Origin of the sequence: Aeromonas sp. 603079, assembly GCF_049172135.1 — a bacterium.
GTDB lineage: Bacteria > Pseudomonadota > Gammaproteobacteria > Enterobacterales > Aeromonadaceae > Aeromonas > Aeromonas veronii.
The window spans coordinates 1-21,373 of record NZ_JAAKPX010000019.1; the positions used below are offsets into that span (position 1 = coordinate 1).

A 21,373-nucleotide genomic window follows, 5' to 3' on the forward strand; every position below is an offset into this window, starting at 1 on the left:
TTGGTGCCCAGAGACGGAATCGAACCGCCGACACGGGGATTTTCAATCCCCTGCTCTACCGACTGAGCTATCTGGGCGTGGGCGCTATTAAACGGATTTTAAGGCGGATGGTCAACGGGAAATTTCACTTTTTGTCTCGTTCGTCTCTTTTTTGCGCAGCATCGTCCATTTCTGCCACTTCCTCGGCACAGGCCGCACGTTTTCGCCCCCAGACTCTGGGTTCTTCCCCCTTGAGCAGGCGGGAGATGTTCTCGTGATGGCGGAGCAGGATAAGGCAGGAGAGCAGCGAGACTGGCAGGGTATATTCGGGTTTGAGCAGGTAGGTAAAGAGCGGCGTCAGCAGCACGGTAATGATGGAGGCCAGCGAGGAGTAGCCGCTCACCAGCAGCACCAGCAGCCAGGTGCCAATCACGGCGCCCCCCATGGTAAAGCCGATGGGCAGCATGGTACCGAGCGCCGTCGCCACCCCCTTGCCGCCACGAAAATGAAAGAAGAGGGGGTACATATGGCCGAGACAGGCGGCGACCCCGATAAAGCCGAGGTAGACGGGTTTGATCTGCAGATACCAGGCGAGATAGACGGGAACCGTCCCTTTGAGCACATCGAGCAGCAACACCACCAGTGCCGCCATCCGGCCGCCGAGGCGCAGCACATTGGTAGCCCCCGGATTGTGGGAGCCGTGGTCACGGGGATCCGGCAGACCCGTGATGCGGGAAACCAGCACTGCACTGGATAGAGAACCACCCAGGTAGGCCAGAATAATCATCAAAATCGTCAGGGCCGTCATCTTGGTCGTTTTTACCACGATATGAATGGGGTATGATGCGGGCCACATACGCTGGCATGGGCCCATGCCCACCCAGAGCGCCTCGGCAAGCCTGTTGCCCGGCCAGCATCCCTGCGCTGTCATCACAGCCCATCAAGAGTAAAGAAGAAGTACAGTCATGGACAAGGTGTTTATTCGCGGACTCGAAGTTTTGACCACCATAGGTGTATATGAGTGGGAGAAGGGCATTCGCCAAAAGCTCCGTTTTGACCTCGAGATGGGGTTCGACAACCGCCCCGCGGCAGCAACCGACGACATCAATCTGGCACTGGATTATGCCGACCTCTCCAACAAGATTTGCGAGCATGTCACCGGCAAAGTCGTTGAGCTGGTCGAGACCATGGCCGAGCAGGTTGCCATGCTGGTGCTCGCCGACGAGCGGGTACAGTGGGTCAAGGTGACCCTCACCAAGCCGGGCGCCGTGCCCAATGCCGCCGGGGTCGGCGTCGAGATCCTGCGCCATCGCACACCAACTGCGAGCAGCAACTGATGACCACCATCTATATCAGCCTCGGCTCCAACATCGAGCGAGAGCGCCATATTCGCGCCGGGCTCGATGCCCTGCACGCCGAGTTTGGCGAGCTGCGGGTCTCCCGGGTATTCGAGAGCGAGGCGGTCGGCTTCAACGGCCGCCCCTTCTACAACCTGGTGGCGGCTGCCGAGACCGATCTGCCGCTGACCACCGTCTGCCAGCGACTGCGGGCCATGGAGTTCGCCCACGGCCGCGAGCCGGATGCCAAGAAGTTCGCCCCGCGCACCCTGGATCTCGATCTGCTGCTCTATGGCGATCTGGTCTGCGACACCCCGCTGGTGCTGCCGCGCGGTGAAGTGCTCACCAACGCCTTCGTGCTCTGGCCACTGGCCGAGCTGGCCCCCAAACTGCGCCACCCCGTCGATGGCCGCACCATGGGCGAGCTGTGGCAAGCCTATGACAAGGCCTCCCAGCAGCTGTGCCCTATTCCCTTTCACTGGGAAGCGTGCGAATTGCAGCATCACTGATCCGCAAGGGCGCCTCACGGCGCCCTTGTTGTTTGCACAGACAGGGTTGCTTATCACGGATAAGAAAGTGTCATTGGGCCTGACCCTGCGAGGCTGGCAGGATAGCGCCCACTACAGGAGAACCCCATGCCACTCGATACCATTCACCACTTTAACTGCCAGCTGCTGGCCGAACTGCCCCACCAGCGCTATGAGCATGAACCTATTCTCGACTACGCCACCGATGAAAAGGTCAAGGCCCGCCTCGGCTGGCAGGCTGAGTTCAGCAAGACCCTGTTTCTCAAGTTCAAGGATGGCCGCTTCGCCCTGCTGCTGACCCACAGGGACGGACGGCTCGACAACAAGGCGGTCAAGGCCGCACTCGGTGCCAAGCCCTCCATCTGCACCGCCGAAGAGATGCAGGCGGAGATTGGCTGCCTGCCGGGAGCGGTCTGCCCCTTCCTGCCCCGCGCCGATATTCCGCTACTGGTGGATCCGCAACTACTCAACCACACCGCCTTCACCTGGACTCCGGGCCACCCGGAGCAGACCTTTCTGCTGGCGACCGAGCATCTGGCCGAAGTGCTGGCGCAGCTCCCCTGCCAAGTCAGCTATCTGCCCGCCCCGACGGCGTAGCCCCATCGCGCGCCAGCTGGGCAAAGATCAGCGCCGCCAGCATGGAGAGCAACCCGACACAGAGGTAGGTAAGATGGAACCCGGCCAGCCACTGGCCCTCGGCCACTAAGGTGCCCGCTGAGGTACCCGCCGAGAAGAGCCCGAGCAGGCTGGCGGCAATCGCCACCCCCAAGCTCATGGAGAGCTGCATCACCACCGAGAGCAGACCGTTGCCACTGCTGGCCAGGGTCGGGCTGAGATCTTGCAGCGTGAGAGTATTCATGGCGGAGAACTGCAGCGAGTTGATGGCGCCGAAGATCGCCAGCCAGCCCAGCAAGACCCCGTAGGGGAGCTGGTTGTCGATAAAGTAGAAGCTGGCGATCATCGCCCCCAGCAACAGGGTGTTGCCGATCAGGATGCGGCGATAGCCCACCTTCGGAATCAGCTTGTTAACCAGCGTCTTGGTCAGCATGGCGCCAATCACGGTGGGGATCATGGTCATCCCCGCCTTGCTCGGGGAGAAGCCGAGCCCCAGCTGCAGAAACAGCGGGGTGAGGAAAGGCATGGCGCCGCTGCCGAGGCGGGCAAACAGGTTGCCCCAGATGCCGATGGCAAAGGTGGCGGTCTTGAACAGGCTCAGGCTAAAGAGCGGCTGCGGTGCATTGGCGGCATAGAGCCAGTAGCTCGCCATCGCCGCCAAGCCGAAGATCAGTGCAAACAGCGCCCAACCGGTGGAGATGCTGTGCTCCCCCAGCCCCTGCAAGCCGACCGACACCAGCACCATGCCGACGCTGAACATCACAAAGCCCTGCCAATCGAACCGGGCGGTCTGCTGCCGCAGCTCCGGCATAAAGTGCCAGCTGGCGATAAAGCCGAGCAACCCCACCGGCAGGTTGATGAGAAACACCCAGTGCCAGCTCGCCACTTCCACCAGCCAGCCACCGAGCGCCGGCCCCATCAGCGGGCCGAGCAGCCCCGGGATGGTGACAAACGACATCACCCGCAGCAGCTCGTGCTTGTCATAGACCCGCAGCACCGCCAACCGTCCCACCGGCATCAGCAGCGCACCGCCAATCCCCTGAAGTACCCGGGCGGCCACCAGCATGGAGAGCGAATTGGAGGCGGCGCAGGCGAGCGAGCCGAGGGTAAAGAGCGAGATGGCGGCCAGATAGATACGGCGGGTGCCGAATCTGTCAGCCAGCCAGCCGGAGGCCGGGATCAGCAGCGCCACCGTCAACATGTAGGCGATGATCACCGACTGCATCTGCAGCGGGCTCTCTCCCAAGGTCTCGGCCATGCTGGGCAGGGCGGTGTTGAGAATGGTGCCATCCAGCGCCTGCATAAAGAAACCGACCGCCGCCAGCAGGGGCAGCCACTTGCGCTGGGCATCTGTCACTGTGTGGCTCATTGCCACCTCCATTATTTTTGCGGGGGAGCGGCGGCGGTCAGGAAGAGATCGACACAACTCAGGGTCCAGGCATCCTGCTCGGCAGCGCTCTGGGTCAACGGCAGACCCAGCTCACGGAGCATGCGCTCCTTGCCCTGCCACATCAGCAACAGCTGCAAGGCAGCCTGTTCGCTGTCTTGATGGCACAGCAGGCCTTGCTGCTTTTGCTGCTCCAGCCAGTTGGACAGCATATTGGTCACATAGAGCGGGCCCGCCTCGAAAAAAAGGGTGGCCAGCTGGGCATCGTTGCAGCTGATGCAGGTGCGAAAGATATTGATGGCATCATCGCTCAGGATCAACTTGCGAAAGCTGCGACCAAAGGCAATCAGGCTCTCCCGCACATTGTTGCCACGCAGCAACACCTCCGGCATCAGCTCGCTGCTGACGCACTTGCTGCCCACCGCTTCGGCAAACAACGACTCCTTGTTGGCAAAATGGCTGTAGACCGTCTGCTTGGAGACGCCCGCTTCACTGGCCACCATGTCCATGCTGACCAGATGCAGACCGTGCTGACAGAAGAGCCGCCCGGCAGCATCAAGGATCGCAGCCCGCTTCTGCTGACTACGGGGTGAAATGTTCATTTTTCCTCCACAATCAAACTGGACAGTCTAGTTTCGAAAAACTAGACTCACCGGTGTGATTTGATGTTATGTCAACCAGAGGATGATGTCATGACACTTTGCTTAATCCTGCTGGCGCTGTTACTGAGTGGCTGCAGCCCGGTCACAGAGTCAGAAGAAACACCCGCCCTGACCCGGGTGATCGCCCAGCCGCTGCAAGCCAGCGATCACTACCCGGTGCTGCACCGCTTCAATGGCCGGGTGATCGCTCCCGAGCACAGCCAGATAGGTTTCGAGCTGGCAGGGCGGATCGCTACCCTGCACAAGGGACGCGGAGAGCCGGTCGCGGCTGGCGAACTGCTGGCCACACTGGATACCCGGCTGCTGGCAGTGGAAGCCAAAGAGCTGGCTGCCCGGGCCGCCCAGAACGAGGCCGAGCTGACCCTTGCCCGACAGACGCTCGACCGGCTCACCGCCCTGCGCCAGCAGCAGTTCAGCTCCCGTCAGGCGCTGGATGAACAGCAAGGCAAAGTCCGCATGCTGGAGGCAAGTGCCAACCAGCTGGCCGCCGCCCTCGAAGCCAACCGGGTCAAACAGGAGAAATCACAGCTGCGCGCCCCCTTCAACGGGATCGTAGTCAGCCGCGAGCAGGCATTGGGGGCCGTGGTGGCCGCAGGCCAGCCTCTCTTCTCCCTGACCCGCAGCGGCCAGTGGGAGGCCGATATCGGCGTGCCGGTGAAACAGGCCGAGTCCCTGATCGTCGGCCAAAACTACCCCCTGCAAAGCGGTGCGCAATCACTGGAGGGGCGCCTGCTTAATCTGGGGGTACAAGTGGACGGGCAGACCCACACCCGCACCGCCCGCTTCCAGCTGACCCGGGGCGGCGAACAACTGGCAGAAGGGCAACTGATCACCCTGTTGCATCAGACCCGCGAGCCCACCCGCGCTTACGAGGTGCCGCTCACCGCACTGACCCAGGGATTGCGCGGCAGCTGGACCCTCTATCTGCTCAACGACGAAACGCCACCCCGGGTGGTCAGTCGGGACGTCACTCTGCTGCAGCAAGATGGCGAGCGGGCCTGGATCAGTGGTGCCCTGAACGGACAGGAACAGCTGGTGACCGATGGCCTGCATAAACTGGTACCGGGCCAGCAGGTCACCCGGACAACCAGCGTGGAGCATCAGGCAGGCCATCCGGAGCCACAGTCATGATCCGCCCGTTTATCGAGAATGGCCGCCTGCTGCTGTTGACGGTCGCGCTGCTGCTGACGGCCGCCCTTGCGGCATTGCAGACTCTGCCCAGAACCGAAGATCCCCAGCTCACCAGCCGTTTTGCCAGCGTGGTTACCCACTTCCCCGGGGCCAGCGCCGAGCGGGTGGAGGCGCTGGTGAGCGAGCCCATCGAGAACCGGCTGCGGGCCCAGAGCGAGATCAAGCTGATCGAGTCGAGCTCTCGCCCCGGTCTCTCCATCATCAATCTGGAGCTCAAGGATGAGGTCAGCGATGTCGAGCCTGTCTGGTCCAGAGTCCGTGACCGGCTGGCAGATCTCGCCGCCGGACTGCCAGCCGGCGCCAGTGCCCCCAAGCTGGATGACGAGAAGGGCTACCCCTTCACCCGGCTGGTCAATGTGGTCTGGCGCGGGCCGGGCCAGCCGCAGCTGGATCGCCTCGCCCGCTACAGCGCCGAGCTGGAACGCCGGGCTCGCCAGCTGCCGGGTACCGAATACGTCGAGCGGGTCGGGGCACCGCAGGAGGAGATCGAGGTACGGTTCGATCCCCTCGCCCTCAGTGCCAGCGGCATGAGTGGCGAACAGCTTGCCCAGACGCTGAGTGGTGCCGATGCCAAAGTGGCCGCCGGGGAGTTGCAGGGCAGCCACAATCGCTTTCAGGTAGAGATCCGCGGTGCCCTCGATACCCTGGAGCGGATCCGCCAGATCCCGCTGCGTACTGGCGAGCAGGGCCAGACCCTGCGCCTTGGCGATCTGGCCGAGGTAAGACGAACCCTGCACCAGCCGGAGAGCCAGCTGGCCTTTGCCAATGGTGAGCGGGCCGTGGTGGTCGGCCTACGGATGGCACAGGATCACCGCATCGACCTCTGGTCGGCCAGGGTCGATACCATGCTGGCCCAGCTGCAACAGGACTTGCCGGATAATATCGGCCTCGTCACCAGCTTCGATCAGCAGCGTTATACCGATCAGCGGCTCGACACCCTGCTCATCAACATTGTGCAGGGCTTCCTCATCATAGTGGCCGTGCTGCTGGTGACCTTGGGGGTCAAGGCTGCCATTATCGTGGCCCTGTCGCTGCCGCTTACCGTGGCGTTCTCATTCGCCTGCATGAACCTGATCAATCTGCCCATTCACCAGATGTCGGTCACTGGGCTGGTGGTGGCGCTCGGGATCATGGTGGACAACGCCATCGTCATGGCGGATCGGGTGCAGTATCAGCGCCGCCACGGCATGGCCATGAGTGCCGCCGCACTGGAAGCCATCGGCCACCTCTGGCTGCCACTGCTGGGCTCCACCCTCACCACCATGCTCGCCTTTATGCCGATCATTCTGATGCCGGGCCCGGCGGGCGAGTTTGTCGGCGGCATCGCCTGGGCGGTGATCTGTTCGCTGCTGGGATCCTACCTCATCGCCCACACCCTGGTGGCTGGCCTCGCAGCCCGCTGGATTGGCAGTGACCAGGGGGGACGCTGGTATCAGGATGGCTTGCACCTGCCCCGGGTGAGTGCCCGTTTCCAGCAGAGCATCGCCATGGCGCTGGCTCACCCCTGGCGAACCCTGCTGTTGGTCAGTCTGCTGCCCCTGCTCGGTTTCTGGGTGGCGGGCCGCCTCACCGAACAGTTCTTTCCCCCTGCCGACCGGGACATGATCCACATCGAGGCCAGCCTCTCCCCACAGGCGAGCCTGACGCGCACCCGCGAGCTGGCACTGGGGATCTCCGCCGAGCTGGCCAGCCTCCCCGAGCTGGTTCGTCAGGATTGGGTGGTGGGCGACAACGCCCCCAGCTTCTACTACAACCTGGTGCCCAGAAAACAGGGGCGGGCCGATTACGCTCAGGGGATGATCACCCTGCAGGATGCCGATGCCGCCGAGCGGCTCATTCCACAACTGCAGCAGCGGCTCGATGCAACATTTCCCGAAGCGCAGATCCTGGTGCGCAAGCTGGAGCAGGGGCCGCCTTTCAATGCCCCGGTCGAGCTGCGGCTGTTTGGCCCCGACCTTGAACAACTACACCGTCTGGGAGAGGAGCTGCGCAGTCTGCTCGCCAATACCCCGGCAGTGGTGCAGACCCGCGCCACCTTGCAGGCAGGGGCCCCCAAACTCTGGTTGCAGGTCGATGAGGAGGCCGCCCGACTGGCAGGCATGAGCCTGACCGATGTGGCCTCCCGGCTGGCTGGAGCACTGGATGGCAGGTTGGGCGGCACTGTGCTGGAAGGCACCGAGTCAATTCCGGTTCGGGTGCGACTGGCCGAGCCCTTGCGTCAGGATCCGGATGCGCTGCTCAATGTGCCGCTATCGCTCACCGGCACCGGCCAGCAAGGGGCTGCCAATCTCACCTTGCGGGCACTTGCCACTCCCGAGCTGCTGCCAAGCTGGGGGGAGATCAGCCGTCGGGATGGTGAGCGGGTCAATGTGCTGGAGGCCTATCTGGCGGTCGGCGTACTGCCGCAAACCGTGCTGGAGCAGGTCAAAGAGAGGCTGGCCGCCAAGGCGCTGGCGTTGCCGCAGGGTTATCGACTGGAGTTTGGTGGGGAAGCCGCCAAGCGGGATGAATCGGTGGGCAATCTGATGGCGCACGTCAGCCTGGTCGCCGTGCTGCTGGTGGCCGTGCTGGTGCTCAGCTTCAACTCGTTCCGGCTGGCAGGCATCGTCACCCTGGTGGCGATCCAGTCGGCTGGGCTCGGGCTGCTGTGGGTCTGGCTACTGGGGTACCCCTTCGGGTTTACGGTGATCATCGCCCTGCTGGGACTGATGGGGCTGGCCATCAACGCCGCCATCGTCATTCTGGCCGAGCTGAAGGCAGACCCGCTGGCACAACAGGGCAATCTGCCGCAGATCCGCGATCTGGTGGCCGGTTGCAGCCGCCACATCGTCTCGACCACCATCACCACGGTGGGCGGCTTCATCCCGCTATTGCTGGGGGGCGGCGGCTTCTGGCCCCCCTTTGCCATCGCCATCGCCGGTGGCACAGCGCTGGCGACCCTGCTCTCGTTCTACTTTGTGCCGGTGGCGTTTGTGCTGTTCAACCGCCGCCGTCCTGACCCGGTACAGGAGAGCTGCAACGCGCAAGATCAGTTGTCGGGCTGACCCAGCATGGCTTTGAGACGCTCTTCCAGGGTGGGCTCGGGGGCCTTGAGGGTCGCCATAAAGAGCTGCTCGATACCGGCCTTGTCCTGACTTTTCACGATAAACACCAGTCGGGACTGGGCCTTGCCCTCCGGCCAGTCGCCCAGCGCCTGCAGCGGATAGAGCTGGCCGTGGACGCCGTGGATCACCACCGGCTGGCTCTCCCCTTCCAGCTGCAAGATCCCCTTGAGGCGCAGCAGGGCATCGCCGTATTGGGCCTGCACCGCATCGATTGCGGCCAGCAAACGAGAGGGTTTGAGCGGCTCGCCGATGCGCAGGGAGAAACTCTCGATGTTGCCGTGCTCGAAGTGGGTGGACGCAGCTGTGCCCACCTTGGCGGCGAACGGTTGCATCTTCGGCTGCATGGGTGACGCCAGCCCCTGCCTGGGGGATTCGGTGCGCAGCCAGGCCAGCAGCTGGCGTACATCGCGCCCCGCCGCTTCGTTGTAGGCGCCGAGCTTCTCCAGCACCTTGGGCGACAGCTCGCCATTGGTCACCCGCTCGATCGGGGCCGCCGGATTGAGGGCCGCCAGCTGGGCTTCGACCCGTGCCAGCTGTTCGCCATCCACCAGATCCCCCTTGCTCACCACCAGCAGATCCGCCAGCGCCACCTGTTTCACCGCTTCATATTGAGCCGCCAACTGCTGCTCGATATGGCCGGCATCCACCACGGTGACGGTGCCATCGAAGCGGTAGCGCTGGGCGATAAAGCCCTCTTCGCGCAGGGTAAATAGCACGGGGGCCGGATCTGCCAGACCAGTGGTCTCGATAATCAGCCGCTTGAACGGTTTGATCTTGCGCTGGATGGCCTTCATAAAGAGCCCCTGCAACGCCTCCACCAAAGAGCCCTGCACCGAGCAGCAGATGCAGCCGGAGTCGAGCAGCATCACCTGCTCATCCACCTGTTGCACCAGATGGTGATCCAGCCCCACCGAGCCGAACTCGTTGATCAGCACGGCGCACTCACCGAGCTCCGGCTGCTTGACCCAGTGGTTGAGCAAGGTGGTCTTGCCGCTACCGAGAAAGCCGGTCAGCAGGGTCACTGGGATACGGGTATCTTGCATATCGGTCATATCAGATCCTTACCGGTTGGCAAACAGGTCGCTGAGCCAGCGGTTTTCAAAGCGGCCGTGGGGGTCGAGCTCGGCTTTCAACGCCACGAAGTCGTTCCAACGCGGCAGCAGGGCCGGGAAGTCGTAGAGATCCATCGCCAGATGCTTGCCGAAGTGGGGGATGCCGCCAAGGGGCGCCAGAAGTTGCTGCAGCTCGCGCATCTGCTCCATGGAGCCGTTGACGAAGGTGCCGTCCGCCGCCAGATAGACCAGAAAACCGATCCAGCAGACCGGCTGGCCGTAAGCGGCGCTGAGCCAAGCCTCGGAAGGGCCGGTACAACGCAGGATAAAGGGATAGTGCAGCACGCCCGGATTGGCCTCCTGCCACGCCTGCAGGGTCTCCAGCGCCTCGTTCATCCGATGCAGCGGTACCGCCACCTCGCAGTTGATCTGGGGGGCCGGGATCCCCTTGCAGAGGATCTGGTAGACGTTGCCCACCAGATCGGAGGCATCCTTGAAACGACGCACCGTCTCGAAGTGCTCGCCAGCCAGCGCCTCATCCTTGGTGTCTTTGGCCATCTTCTGCATGGTGGCGTCGATAGTGGCATTAAGAGCAGCGTTCATGCGGGCGTCGATATCGCCATCCAGCAGCAGCGGCTCGCTGCCACCGGCGCGATAGCGGGCAACCTCCTCATCAGAGGCGGGATCCACCAGCCAGATGTGGCTCTCACCGGTCCAGGCAAACCACCAGCTCTTCACAAAGCCGTGCTCGCGGTTGAGCCGCTCGTTGTGCTCCAGGAGGAAGGGGTAATCGGTGGTGAACTTGGTGCAGCGCATGATGCGGTTGGGCACGGTACGCAGGGTGACGTCTAGCAGGATGCCGAGCATCCCCATCCCCATCACGAAGGCGCCGAAGCGCGGATCGGTGCGATCCACCCGGATGATGTCGCCATTGGCCAGCATCACGGTCAGGGCCTCCACCGCATCGCAGAGGGCAGACTGGTGCAGCCCCTGACCGTGGGTGCCGGTGCTGAGGGCGCCGCCCAGGGTCTGGATGCCGATAACGCCCGGGGATGCGGGCAGCATCCGCTCCATGGCGATCAGCTCGGCATAGACGGTATCGAGCGGCGTACCCGCCTGATAGGTCACGGTATCGGCCGTTTTCGCCAGCTGGCCGCGCAGGTGGTGCAAGTCCACCAGCAGTGCCTGACTGCCCTCGGCATAGACGCTGTGGATGGGTTCGAAGGAGAGGCCGGAGCCGATAAGGCGCAGCTTGCGCTCGGGGTGTTCCCGCAGCAACATTTGCAACTCGTCGCGGGTTTTCGGGCGCCACAGCTGATCCAGCGCCCCGAGGGGATTGGTTCTCGACCAGTTGAACAGCACCTCCCGATTACCGATCGCCTTGATGCTGTGAAATGCCTGGAACTGAACCGTCATACCGCGCCTCATCTTTTACTGACGTCAAAATGAGCGCTGATTCTACCGAAAAGCGAGCCGCAAGGCATGAAAAACAAGCCCCTGCAGTCGAGGGGGGATAGGGAGAGAGCACTCCCCTACCCTGCCAGAGGGGGGCGTGGCCGCCCGTCTGTCACCGATAGATCAGGTCGCGTTCGGGATGCCTCGCACCCCATCTGGCTGGCGGGTTTGTGCCTCTTCCGGCAGCAGCTCCTCGCAAAACTGGCGCAGCGGCATGGGGCGGGCAAACAGGTATCCCTGCAGATAGTCGACCCCTTTGGCCCTGAGGTAGTCAGCCTGACGCTCGCTCTCCACCCCTTCCGCCACCAGCGCCAGACCGAGCCGGGTCGCCAGATCGATCACGTTATCCACGATATGTTCCGAGAGCGACTCGGTACCGATGCGGGCGATAAAGGATTTGTCGATCTTGAGGTAATCCACATGGAACTGCTGCAGGTAAGCCAGGCTGGAGTGGCCGGTACCAAAGTCGTCGATGGCGAGTTTGACCCCCATCTCGTCCAGCTGGCGGAACAGGGAGAGGGTCTGGGGATCTGACATCAACAGCTCCCGCTCGGTCAGCTCCAGCACCAGTACCACCTTGCCGGGGAGGAAGTGACCGAGAAAGGCGCGGCACTCGGCCAGCAGGGCAAAATCGTGACAATGGGCGGCGCTGATGTTGAAGCTGATATGAAACCCGTCGGGCAACTGCTCCTGAGAGCGGTTCAACCTTGTCGCCACCTGTTTCATGATATGGGTGGTCATGGGAACGATCAGTCCCGACTCCTCCGCTTGGGGAATAAAGAGATCGGGCCGGATCACCCCTTCATTGACATGTTCCCAGCGCATCAGCACCTCGGCGCCCATCATCTTGCCGTCGTGGCTGGCAATCAGCGGCTGCAGATAGGGAACAAACTCCCTGGCCCGCAGGGCACGTCGCAACTCATCTGTTGGCGAGCCGGGCCGCCCCAGCACCCACCACACCAGCCAGGCCAGCAAAAGCGAGGAAACCGCCAGCCACGACAGCGCCACATGCCGCGCGGCCCACAGCGACTTCCAGTAGACCGGCATGGCATAACCGGCATGGATGGTGAAAGGATAATGGGATGATGTGAGGGCCTGGCTGATCCCGCGATGGAGGGTGGGCGCCTCGCTCAGATAGCGGCCAGACTCATTGAGCCAGGCCGATCCCACCTGCAGATAGAGCGCACTGGATTTTCCGCTCATGGAGAGCATGAAGCTGAGCTGGGTACTGTCGATGGCGCTCAAGGCGGCATCCTTCCCCTGTTCGGTGCGCACCACCAGCAGCGGGTGATTTTGCCGCACCCGGTTGCCACTCATCAGCAGCAGCTTGCGGCCAGTGTAAATGGAGCCGTCATCGGCATCATTGGCCTCACCAAACAGCGAAGTGCAATTGATGATGCCGTTTCGCACCAGATTGACCGAACGCAGGAAAGGCTCGATGGCGACCTTCTTGCGCAGCACCAGCAGGTTGTCGCGACAGGGAGCATTCACCAAGGGCAGCACGGAGCGATTGGCCTGCTCCGCATGATCCAGCATCGACTCCATCAGGGTTCTGGCCTTGTGGGCCGAGGCGCTGGATTCCGCTTTCAGCTCCTGCACATAATTGCTGTGGATGAGCCAAGCTCCCACCAGCAGCGGCAGGGTAAAGACCAGCAAGGCACCGCCGAAGCGTAACCCGGTTCGGGAGAGATCGATCCTGAACAGAAACATAAAGAACCACGCCGCAATTCGTCGGGCCAGCCCGCACAAGCCAAAGAAAAAAGAAGTTAACTCACACCGATAGCAAAGCACTATTTTCGCGACCGGTCATAACCAGACAACATAACGTAAAGCGTGTATAAAACGAACTATAAGGTTTACTCAGGAATGAACGCTGCAGCAAAAGGCCCCGAACGGTTCAAACTCATCTGACGCATCTTCTGCTCTTGCAATCCATTTCCCAACCGTCCCGCAGCAAAGGTTAACTACTTGCCGGAAAGGTTCACTCTGCCAGTTGGAAATAACCTAGAAAAACCTTCCTGAATAGCATTGGTGATCTAATTCACACTACTGAATAACCGTCATAATAATCCAGTAAATGCAACATAATTAATCTACTCGTTCAATCAACATACTCTTAATATCAACTCACCAAAACAAAGAACATCAAATGATGATATTTGCCAACCATTAAACTCACCTGTAGATATTGGAATCCTATCCATAACCACATCAACCGTTGCCAAATATTGGCGAAGAAAGATATTGCACAATCATAAATGATATAACCTTGCCAAGGAGTCAGGTCATGAAAAGTAAACTAACGCCACTGGTCATAGCTCTCACCATAGCACTATCTGGCTGTGATAGTGATTCGACCACCATTTCTGACAACGTTCGTCCGACACCTGATAAATCGCTCATCCGGTATATAAACCCATTGATCGGCACCGGTGCAGATGGCCATACCTTTCCAGGAGCCGTCTACCCGGGTGGGCTGGTGCAGCTCTCCCCTGATACAGAGATGGAGGGGTGGGGCTCTGCGGCAGGTTATTTTGACCATGGCAAGCGATCAGATATTCCAGTTTATGGCTTCTCTCACACCCATTTGTCAGGCACTGGCATTACTGATCTTGGTGATATTCTAGTTTTGCCGTTTACCGATAAAAACGACACTACTTACAACACATTTGACAAATCCAATGAACAAGCAGAGGCGGGCTACTACTCCGTCATTCTTAACAATGGAAAAATCAAGGCAGAGTTAACAACGTCAGCCCGGGTTGGATATCACAAATATACCTTCACCAAAGGCAGCACCCCTGCAATTAAAATCGACCTTGATCATACCCTGAATAAGAGCTGGGGTAATCGTACCACTATTGGTGATATCGAGTTTGTCGATGAATACACCATTCGCGGCAAGCGCAGTTCGGATGGCTGGGCCAATAACCAGCACATCTATTTCTACGCAAAATTCAGCCAGCCAGTGGTCAAAGCCAGCATCGTTGTCGATGGCGTAACAACCGAAACGACCTTGACACAGGATGCATTCAGGGGAACTAAAACCATCGCATATCTGACTTTCAGCCCCAGTGAACAACCACTCGAGCTGAAGGTCGGGATCTCCCCCACCGGGGTTGAAGGGGCACAGAAAAATCTGGAAACCGAGGTGCCGGGTTGGGGTTTCGAGGAGCAGGTAGCCAGCAACCAGCAGGCTTGGCATGGCGAGCTGGAAAAAGTGAAAGTGAGGGGGGGCACTCAGACTCAAAAAGAGATCTTCTACACCGCCATGTATCACTCTCAAATTGCACCGATGATCTTCCAGGATGTGGATGGCAAGTACCGCGCCATGCGCACTCAGGAGATCAAGGATGCCGGGGCCATCCCCAACTACTCCGTCTACTCCATGTGGGACACCTTCCGGGCCCAGCATCCGCTGCAGACCATCATCAATCCCCGCAAAGCAGAGGAGTATGTCAACGACCTGATCCGCAAGTACAAAGATGGCGGCATTCTGCCCAAGTGGGAGCTGCACGGTCACTACACAGGCACCATGATAGGCTTTCCTGCTATCTCCATCATCGCGGATGCCATGGCCAAGGGCCTGAATGTGGATCCCCAGGAGGCGTTGGAGGCTGCCGAATTTACCGCTCGCTATCACAAAAAGGAGGAGTTCCCCGACTGGACCGAAGACCAAAACATCGGCGCAGCCAGCATTGCCCAGCTCGAGGTTTATGAGCAGAACGGCTATGTACACTGGGGATATTGGAACTCCGCCTCCTACACTCTGGAGTTTGCCTATGGTGACTGGGCTCTCTCGGAAATCGCTCGTATGGCGGGCAACAACAAGGTTCAGCAGGAGTTTCTCAAACGCTCGGACAACTACCTGTACCACTGGGATGCCAAGACTGGTTTCTTCCGCCCCAAAAACCACCCTGACAGCTGGAACCCGCACCGCCCGGCAAGTCAATTCAATCAGCCAGTCGATGAAAAATCACCTGACTGCAAGCTGGAAATGGTCAACAAGCCGGATGGTACCAGCGTAGAGATGCGCGTCTGTCCGCTATTGCCGTTTGATCCCTACTATGTGGACGAGTTCGCCTACACCGAGGGCAACAGCTGGCAATGGAAATTCCAGCCACTGCATGCCTTCCAGTGGCTCAAACAGGAAGTGGGTGGAGAAAAGGGTCTGCGCGAGGATCTCGATGAACTATTCAATGCCCGCTCATCAAACACCGGGGAGGTCTTGCCTGATCTGACTGGCTATATCGGCCAGTACATGCATGGCAATGAACCATCCCACCATATCCCCTACCTCTACAACATGACCGATGAACCGTGGAAAACTCAGGAGTATCTCGATCGGATCATGAACGAGTTCTATACCACCAAGCCAACGGGCCTGATCGGCAACGAAGACGTGGGGCAGATGTCAGCCTGGTACATCATGTCGGCCATGGGGTTCTATCAGGTGACCCCTGCCTCCCTGCACTACAGCATCGGCCGCCCACTGTTCGATGAGGTGACGATCGCGGTGAAGGACGGGACCTTCAGGATCACCGCCGACAACAACAGCCCTCACAACAAGTACGTGAAGTCTGTCACCATCAACGACAAGCCGCTATCGGGGGATCTGACCTTCGAGCACAGCGAGATCAGGGCCGGAGGGGAACTTCACTTCGTTATGACTGGTGACAAGAGAGAGGCGATGACCCGACTCTAACCGTCCGTATGAATGCAAGATCCCCATAAATGAAAAATGCCGCGTAGCTACGCGGCATTTTTATTGGCCTACACAGAGCCCCTGAAAGGGCTCTCTCTGCCATTCACTCAGACAGCTTGTTGCAGGATCACCGCATCGGCCTTCTTGGTGTAGGAGGCGATCTCGTTGAAGTTGAGGTAGCGGTAAGTATCTGCCGCAGTGGCATCGAGCGCCTTGGCGTACTGCAGGTACTCCGCCACGGTCGGGATCTTGCCGAGGATGGCGGCAACGGCGGCCAGCTCTGCTGAGGCCAGATAGACGTTGGCACCTTTACCCAGACGGTTCGGGAAGTTACGGGTGGAGGTAGAAACCACGGAGGCCCCTTCCGCTACCCGCGCCTGGTTGCCCATGCAGAGGGAGCAGCCCGGGATCTCGATGCGGGCACCGACGCGACCAAAGATGCCGTAGTAGCCCTCTTCGGTCAGCTGATCCTTGTCCATCTTGGTGGGCGGTGCGATCCACATACGGGTCGGCAGCTCGCCCTGATACTTCTCGAGCAGTTTGCCGGCGGCACGGAAGTGACCGATGTTGGTCATACAGGAACCGATGAACACCTCGTCGATCTTGTCGCCAGCCACGTCGCTCAGCAGACGGGCATCGTCCGGATCGTTCGGCGCACACAGGATCGGCTCCTTGATGGTGGCCAGATCGATCTCGATGATTTCGGCGTACTCGGCATCCTTGTCCGCTTCCATCAGGGTCGGGTTGGCCAGCCACTCTTCCATCCCCTTGATGCGACGGGTGATGGTGCGCACGTCACCGTAGCCTTCGGAGAGCATCCATTTCAGCATCACGATGTTGGACTTCAGATACTCGATAATCGGCTCTTTATCCAGCTTGATGGTGCAACCGGCAGCGGAGCGCTCGGCGCTGGCGTCCGCCAGTTCGAATGCCTGTTCCACTTTCAGGGTCGGCAGACCTTCGATCTCGAGGATGCGACCGGAGAAGATGTTCTTCTTGCCCGCTTTCTCGACGGTCAGCAGCCCTTTCTGGATGGCGGCGTAGGGGATGGCATGGACCAGATCACGCAGGGTGATGCCCGGCTGCAGCTCGCCCTTGAAGCGCACCAGCACGGATTCCGGCATGTCCAGCGGCATCACGCCGGTAGCGGCGGCGAAAGCCACCAGACCGGAGCCCGCCGGGAAGGAGATGCCGATGGGGAAACGGGTGTGGGAGTCACCACCGGTACCCACGGTATCCGGCAGCAGCATGCGGTTCAGCCAGGAGTGGATGACGCCATCACCCGGACGCAAGCTCACACCGCCGCGGTTCATGATGAAGTCCGGGAGGGTGTGGTGGGTCTGTACGTCGATGGGCTTGGGATAGGCCGCTGTGTGGCAGAAGGACTGCATGGTCAGATCGGCGGAGAAGCCGAGGCAGGCCAGATCTTTGAGCTCGTCGCGGGTCATCGGGCCCGTGGTGTCCTGGGAGCCGACCGTAGTCATCTTGGGCTCGCAGTAAGTGCCCGGGCGAATGCCCTTCACGCCGCACGCCTTGCCCACCATCTTCTGGGCCAGGGTGAAGCCTTTACCGGTATCGGCCACCGGCTGCGGGCGACGGAATACGGTAGAGAACGGCAGCCCCAGCGCTTCGCGGGCCTTGTCGGTCAGGCCGCGGCCGATGATCAGCGGGATACGGCCACCGGCGCGCACTTCGTCGATCAGCACGTCGGTTTTCAGTTCAAACTGCGCCAGCACCTGTTCGGTGCCGTGTTTGCAGATCTTGCCGGCATAGGGGTAGATGTCGATCACATCGCCCATTTCCAGCTTGGAGACGTCCACTTCGATAGGGAGTGCGCCGGCATCTTCCATGGTGTTGAAGAAGATCGGGGCAATCTTGCCACCCAGACAGACACCGCCAGCGCGCTTGTTCGGCACGAACGGAATGTCGTCACCCATAAACCAGAGCACCGAGTTGGTGGCGGATTTACGGGAAGAACCGGTACCGACCACGTCACCCACATAGGCCAGCGGGAAGCCTTTCTCTTTCAGGGCATCGATGGTCTTGATGGGGCCGACGGCGCCATCCTTGTCCGGGGTAATGCCGGGACGGGCGTTTTTCAGCATCGCCAGCGCGTGCAGCGGAATGTCCGGGCGGGACCAGGCGTCCGGTGCCGGAGAGAGGTCGTCGGTGTTGGTTTCGCCAGTCACCTTGAACACGGTGACGGTGATCTTCTCGGCCAGCTCCGGGCGGGAGAGGAACCATTCGGCATCAGCCCAGGACTGCATCACCTGTTTGGCGTGGACATTGCCCGCCTTGGCCTTCTCTTCCACGTCGTGGAAGGAGTCAAACATCAGCAGGGTGTGGGAGAGCCCCTTGGCGGCAAGCGGCGCCAGGGTGGCGTGATCCAGCAGGTCGATCAGCGGTTGAATGTTGTAACCACCCTGCATGGTGCCCAGCAGTTCAACGGCTTCGGCGGCAGTCAGGATGGGAGAGTGGGCTTCGCCCTTGGCGACGGCGGTGAGGAAACCGGCTTTGACATAGGCCGCTTCATCAACACCGGGGGGAATACGGGAGGACAACAGCTCTTTCAGAAAGTCTTCTTCGCCAGCGGGCGGGTTCTTGAGCAGCTCAACCAGGGCGGCGACCTGCTCTGCATCCAGAGGTTTGGCAACCACGCCCTCGGCGGCACGTTCTGCGACGTGTTTACGATATGTTTCAAGCACGACTAATTCCTCTTTGGTCTTTTTTTGGGGTTCGCCCAGGCTCGCGGCGATCGTCCTTGCGGGACACCCCGTAGGGTGCTCCCCACTATATAAGTTTTAACGACTAATTAAAATCCAAACCCTGTTTGCTTATTCACCACAAAATCGTAACCAATTAAACAGACTGGTGTTTTTTGAAAATTAATTGAACGCCCTCAACCAGAGTTAACAAATTTGCATCATTTCGGCATTATTCGAACGTACTGCCCAATTGCAGATAGAAGACGTCATTGCCCCCCTCCGCCATGCCGTAGCCGAGGAACACAGGGCCGAGGAAGCTCTCCACCCCGACATAAACCGACCCGGCGGTAAACGAGCTCTCCAGACTGATATCCTCCCCCTTGTTCCAGACCCCGCCCTGCTCCAGAGATCCGCCCAGATAGAGCGGCATCTTGAGGGCACCGAAGTCATTGTCTGCCACCCGATAGATGTAACGCAGGCCACCAAACAGGCTGTAGCGACCGCTCAGCTGGTAGCGCTGGAAACCTGAGAGGCGGAACAGCCCGCCCAGATCCTGAATATGCAGTGGCACCACCTCTTCACTGCCCGAGCCACCCCCTTCGAGGATCAGGTTGAGGCTGTGCCTGTCCCATGACCAGGGCTTGATCATGGAGAGTTGATAATTCCAGCCTTCACTGCGGCCATCTGCCGACTCGAGTCCATCCACACTGACGTGGGAGTGGCCCAGTTTCATATCCCACTTCACCCCCTGATAGGGGAAATAGCGGCTATCCAGATTGTCGTGTTCAAAGCGGACATAGGGGCCCCACGCCGTGGCATCCCCTTGCAGCTCTTTGAAGTTTTTGATCTCGATACTGCCCGTCTGCCCTTCCAGCCCCATAGACAGGCGGCTCCAGGGCTGACGATTCCAGCCGACCGCCAGATCGGCGCTGAAGAAGGAGTACTCGGTATCGAGATAGGTAAATATCGGTTCGTCCGGATCCGGATTAAAGAGGCTTCTCTGGGTCTGGTCATAGGCCAGGCTCGCCTCGCCATAGAAGGTCTGGGAGGGCTCCAGCGGTGTATAGAAGTCGGTCTTGATATGTTTGGCCGTGCCCAGTGATGCCTCGGTCAACCACTCGGCCCCCCACTCGTTGACGTTGGTGAGGGTGTAGGACATGCCGACGTTGTAGTTGGAGGTATTCTCGAAGTCATCGGTGAAACCGAACTGGAAGTTGAGGTAACCAGGCCCCCAGTTCTTCTCGCTGGCATCCACTACCAGCACGTTCTCCCCATCGCGCTCCTCCACTTCATAGGTGATGCGGTCAAACGACTCCAGCGCATAGAGGCGGCGAATGCCAGCCTCCAGACTCTCGTTGGTCTGGATCTTGTCCGGCCGAACCTTCAGCATGGCGTGCACCGTCTCGTCGGAGAGGCGCGACTTGTTGATGATCTCCACCTTGTCGATGAAGTAGGCGGGTTGACCACTTCGCTCGGCACGGCGGCTCAGCTTCTGGTTGCGATAGGCGTTGTACTGCGCCTTGGTGAGCGACAGCTTATCGAGTTGCAGCGACGCCTTGTACGCCGCCGCCTCACCCATTTTGATCCCCTCCGGCATGCGGGCAAAGTCGGCGATCCCCATATCGCCAAACTCGGGAGCGATCAGTATGTCTTTCGGCCCCATCAGCGCCTTCTGCTTGTCGGTACCCACCTGGGTCATGTAGGTGGTGAGCTGGTCGATCATCGCCAACCCTGACTTGAGTGATTCACGGGTACGCAGCTTGGCACCGATATCCACCGCGATCACCACGTCGGCCCCCATTGCCTTGGCGACATCCACCGGCATGTTGTTGACGCTACCGCCGTCCGCCAGGATGTGCCCCTCCCACTCCACCGGCTTGAGGGCACCGGGAATGGACATGGAGGCCTGCATTGCCTTGGCCAGGCTGCCGTGATCCAGCACAAAGGGGGTGACCGTCTCCATGTCGGTCGCCATGGCGCGGTAGGGAATGGGGAGATCGTCGAAGCTCTCCTGTACCGGCAGGTTGGAGGTGGCCCCCCGCAGCAGGCTGGCCATGGATTGGCCCTGGAAAAAACCGTCCGGCAGCTGGGTGGTGTCGCCATTCACCCCGATATCGGTGCGCAGCTGATACTGCTCGTTCTGCTGCTTTTTACGCAACGACAGCTCGTCGCGGCCCACCTTGTCCTGATAGCCCTTGTTCCAGTCGATGGCCAGGGTAGTGCGCTCCACCTCCTCGGCACTGAGCCCCATGGCGTACATCCCCGCCACATAAGAGCCCATGCTGGTGCCGACTATGATGTCGACCGGAATCCGTTTCTGCTCCAGCACCTTGAGGATGCCGATATGGGCCGATCCCTTGGCACCGCCGCCGCTGAGCACCACCGCAATTTTCGGGCGCTCCCCCTGTGCCGCCACAGCCAGCAGCGGGCAGGCCGCCAGCATCACCAAAAGCAGACGGGTCCATCCCGCACCTAAGCTGCGCATCATATTTTCCATATTATTCAGAGGGTCAGTCACCAAGGATGGCCTCTACTATAAGGGGCCCGGCAGTTAGCGCAACCGTCAATCCGCCTCCCGCCTGTGCTGCATGGCGAAGGGGCGAGTCGCCGCCCCTGTGAGCGCAAACGTAATCCGCAAATAAAGGGCTGCAAGC

General features: G+C 60.4%; 14 protein-coding genes and 1 tRNA gene. 6 read left to right on the forward strand and 9 right to left on the reverse strand.

From position 1 onward, the window contains the following. Position 1 precedes the first annotated feature (1 nt). Together G5287_RS14690 and plsY are read right to left on the reverse strand one after the other, a co-directional pair. Positions 2 to 77 (reverse strand) — tRNA-Phe (locus G5287_RS14690). 47 nt (positions 78 to 124) lie between these two features. After that, the gene (gene plsY / locus G5287_RS14695; protein ID WP_421172493.1) at positions 125 to 787 is read right to left on the reverse strand and encodes a glycerol-3-phosphate 1-O-acyltransferase PlsY; all 663 of its coding nucleotides are present in this window, start codon (positions 785 to 787) and stop codon (positions 125 to 127) included. A gap of 157 nt (positions 788 to 944) precedes the next feature. Here plsY and folB point away from each other — a divergent pair, with 157 nt between their 5' ends. The 3 genes from folB to G5287_RS14710 all read left to right on the forward strand — a co-directional run bounded on the left by folB (position 945) and on the right by G5287_RS14710 (position 2,440). Beyond that, complete coding sequence (gene folB / locus G5287_RS14700) at positions 945 to 1,316, forward strand: dihydroneopterin aldolase (RefSeq protein WP_042053564.1); 372 nt, start codon at positions 945 to 947, stop codon at positions 1,314 to 1,316. Then, entirely contained in the window at positions 1,316 to 1,825 is a 510-nt protein-coding gene (folK, locus tag G5287_RS14705) for a 2-amino-4-hydroxy-6-hydroxymethyldihydropteridine diphosphokinase (RefSeq protein ID WP_107684303.1), read from the forward strand. Before folB ends, folK begins: the two co-directional genes overlap by 1 nt. Before the next feature lie 126 nt (positions 1,826 to 1,951). Next, complete coding sequence (locus G5287_RS14710; RefSeq protein ID WP_021231262.1) at positions 1,952 to 2,440, forward strand: YbaK/EbsC family protein; 489 nt, start codon at positions 1,952 to 1,954, stop codon at positions 2,438 to 2,440. Here the strand turns inward: G5287_RS14710 and mdtD are convergent. Together mdtD and G5287_RS14720 are read right to left on the reverse strand one after the other, a co-directional pair. Next, positions 2,412 to 3,827 carry a multidrug transporter subunit MdtD gene (mdtD, locus tag G5287_RS14715; RefSeq protein WP_139740549.1) on the reverse strand — a complete coding sequence of 472 codons (1,416 nt, stop codon included), beginning with the start codon at positions 3,825 to 3,827 and terminating at the stop codon, positions 2,412 to 2,414. The two genes, G5287_RS14710 and mdtD, sit on opposite strands and share 29 nt — an antisense overlap. Positions 3,828 to 3,838: 11 nt before the next feature. Next, on the reverse strand, positions 3,839 to 4,447 hold the full coding sequence (locus G5287_RS14720; RefSeq protein ID WP_042053556.1) for a TetR/AcrR family transcriptional regulator: 609 nt from the start codon (positions 4,445 to 4,447) through the stop codon (positions 3,839 to 3,841). A gap of 90 nt (positions 4,448 to 4,537) precedes the next feature. On the opposite strand from G5287_RS14720, the gene G5287_RS14725 reads away from it, so the two are divergent. Together G5287_RS14725 and G5287_RS14730 are read left to right on the forward strand one after the other, a co-directional pair. Continuing rightward, a complete protein-coding gene (locus tag G5287_RS14725; RefSeq protein ID WP_103252349.1) occupies positions 4,538 to 5,638 on the forward strand; it encodes an efflux RND transporter periplasmic adaptor subunit in 1,101 nt (366 codons plus the stop codon). Next, the gene (locus G5287_RS14730; RefSeq protein ID WP_139405172.1) at positions 5,635 to 8,742 is read left to right on the forward strand and encodes an efflux RND transporter permease subunit; all 3,108 of its coding nucleotides are present in this window, start codon (positions 5,635 to 5,637) and stop codon (positions 8,740 to 8,742) included. The genes G5287_RS14725 and G5287_RS14730 overlap by 4 nt, the downstream gene beginning before the upstream one ends. On the opposite strand, the gene G5287_RS14735 is transcribed toward G5287_RS14730, so the two are convergent. The 3 genes from G5287_RS14735 to G5287_RS14745 form a co-directional block, all read right to left on the reverse strand. Beyond that, positions 8,727 to 9,854 (reverse strand): CobW family GTP-binding protein, encoded by a 1,128-nt coding sequence (locus G5287_RS14735; RefSeq protein ID WP_180342834.1) that lies wholly within the window; start codon positions 9,852 to 9,854, stop codon positions 8,727 to 8,729. The genes G5287_RS14730 and G5287_RS14735 overlap by 16 nt on opposite strands. Before the next feature lie 9 nt (positions 9,855 to 9,863). Beyond that, positions 9,864 to 11,270: a D-arabinono-1,4-lactone oxidase gene (locus G5287_RS14740; RefSeq protein ID WP_421231502.1), complete on the reverse strand. Its 1,407-nt coding sequence runs from the start codon at positions 11,268 to 11,270 to the stop codon at positions 9,864 to 9,866. Between the two features lie 162 nt (positions 11,271 to 11,432). After that, positions 11,433 to 13,019, reverse strand: a complete 1,587-nt coding sequence (locus tag G5287_RS14745) for an EAL domain-containing protein (RefSeq protein ID WP_005355079.1) — start codon at positions 13,017 to 13,019, stop codon at positions 11,433 to 11,435. A gap of 577 nt (positions 13,020 to 13,596) precedes the next feature. Between G5287_RS14745 and G5287_RS14750 the strand changes: the two genes are divergently transcribed. Continuing rightward, complete coding sequence (locus tag G5287_RS14750; protein ID WP_216954456.1) at positions 13,597 to 16,014, forward strand: GH92 family glycosyl hydrolase; 2,418 nt, start codon at positions 13,597 to 13,599, stop codon at positions 16,012 to 16,014. Between the two features lie 107 nt (positions 16,015 to 16,121). Here the strand turns inward: G5287_RS14750 and acnB are convergent, their stop codons facing one another. Together acnB and G5287_RS14760 are read right to left on the reverse strand one after the other, a co-directional pair. Continuing rightward, the gene (acnB, locus tag G5287_RS14755) at positions 16,122 to 18,719 is read right to left on the reverse strand and encodes a bifunctional aconitate hydratase 2/2-methylisocitrate dehydratase (protein WP_005355080.1); all 2,598 of its coding nucleotides are present in this window, start codon (positions 18,717 to 18,719) and stop codon (positions 16,122 to 16,124) included. A gap of 229 nt (positions 18,720 to 18,948) precedes the next feature. Next, the gene (locus tag G5287_RS14760) at positions 18,949 to 21,204 is read right to left on the reverse strand and encodes a patatin-like phospholipase family protein (RefSeq protein ID WP_227342969.1); all 2,256 of its coding nucleotides are present in this window, start codon (positions 21,202 to 21,204) and stop codon (positions 18,949 to 18,951) included. Between the last annotated feature and the right edge of the window lie 169 nt (positions 21,205 to 21,373).

Coding starts and splice junctions, on each gene's coding strand:
- G5287_RS14735 (WP_180342834.1), bottom strand. CDS start 9,854: ATGACCGATATGCAAGATACCCGTATCCCAGTGACCCTGCTGACCGGC.
- plsY (WP_421172493.1), bottom strand. CDS start 787: ATGACGGCCCTGACGATTTTGATGATTATTCTGGCCTACCTGGGTGGT.
- mdtD (WP_139740549.1), bottom strand. CDS start 3,827: ATGAGCCACACAGTGACAGATGCCCAGCGCAAGTGGCTGCCCCTGCTG.
- G5287_RS14750 (WP_216954456.1), top strand. CDS start 13,597: ATGAAAAGTAAACTAACGCCACTGGTCATAGCTCTCACCATAGCACTA.
- folK (WP_107684303.1), top strand. CDS start 1,316: ATGACCACCATCTATATCAGCCTCGGCTCCAACATCGAGCGAGAGCGC.
- G5287_RS14740 (WP_421231502.1), bottom strand. CDS start 11,270: ATGACGGTTCAGTTCCAGGCATTTCACAGCATCAAGGCGATCGGTAAT.
- G5287_RS14720 (WP_042053556.1), bottom strand. CDS start 4,447: ATGAACATTTCACCCCGTAGTCAGCAGAAGCGGGCTGCGATCCTTGAT.
- folB (WP_042053564.1), top strand. CDS start 945: ATGGACAAGGTGTTTATTCGCGGACTCGAAGTTTTGACCACCATAGGT.
- G5287_RS14725 (WP_103252349.1), top strand. CDS start 4,538: ATGACACTTTGCTTAATCCTGCTGGCGCTGTTACTGAGTGGCTGCAGC.
- G5287_RS14745 (WP_005355079.1), bottom strand. CDS start 13,019: ATGTTTCTGTTCAGGATCGATCTCTCCCGAACCGGGTTACGCTTCGGC.
- G5287_RS14710 (WP_021231262.1), top strand. CDS start 1,952: ATGCCACTCGATACCATTCACCACTTTAACTGCCAGCTGCTGGCCGAA.
- G5287_RS14760 (WP_227342969.1), bottom strand. CDS start 21,204: ATGCGCAGCTTAGGTGCGGGATGGACCCGTCTGCTTTTGGTGATGCTG.
- G5287_RS14730 (WP_139405172.1), top strand. CDS start 5,635: ATGATCCGCCCGTTTATCGAGAATGGCCGCCTGCTGCTGTTGACGGTC.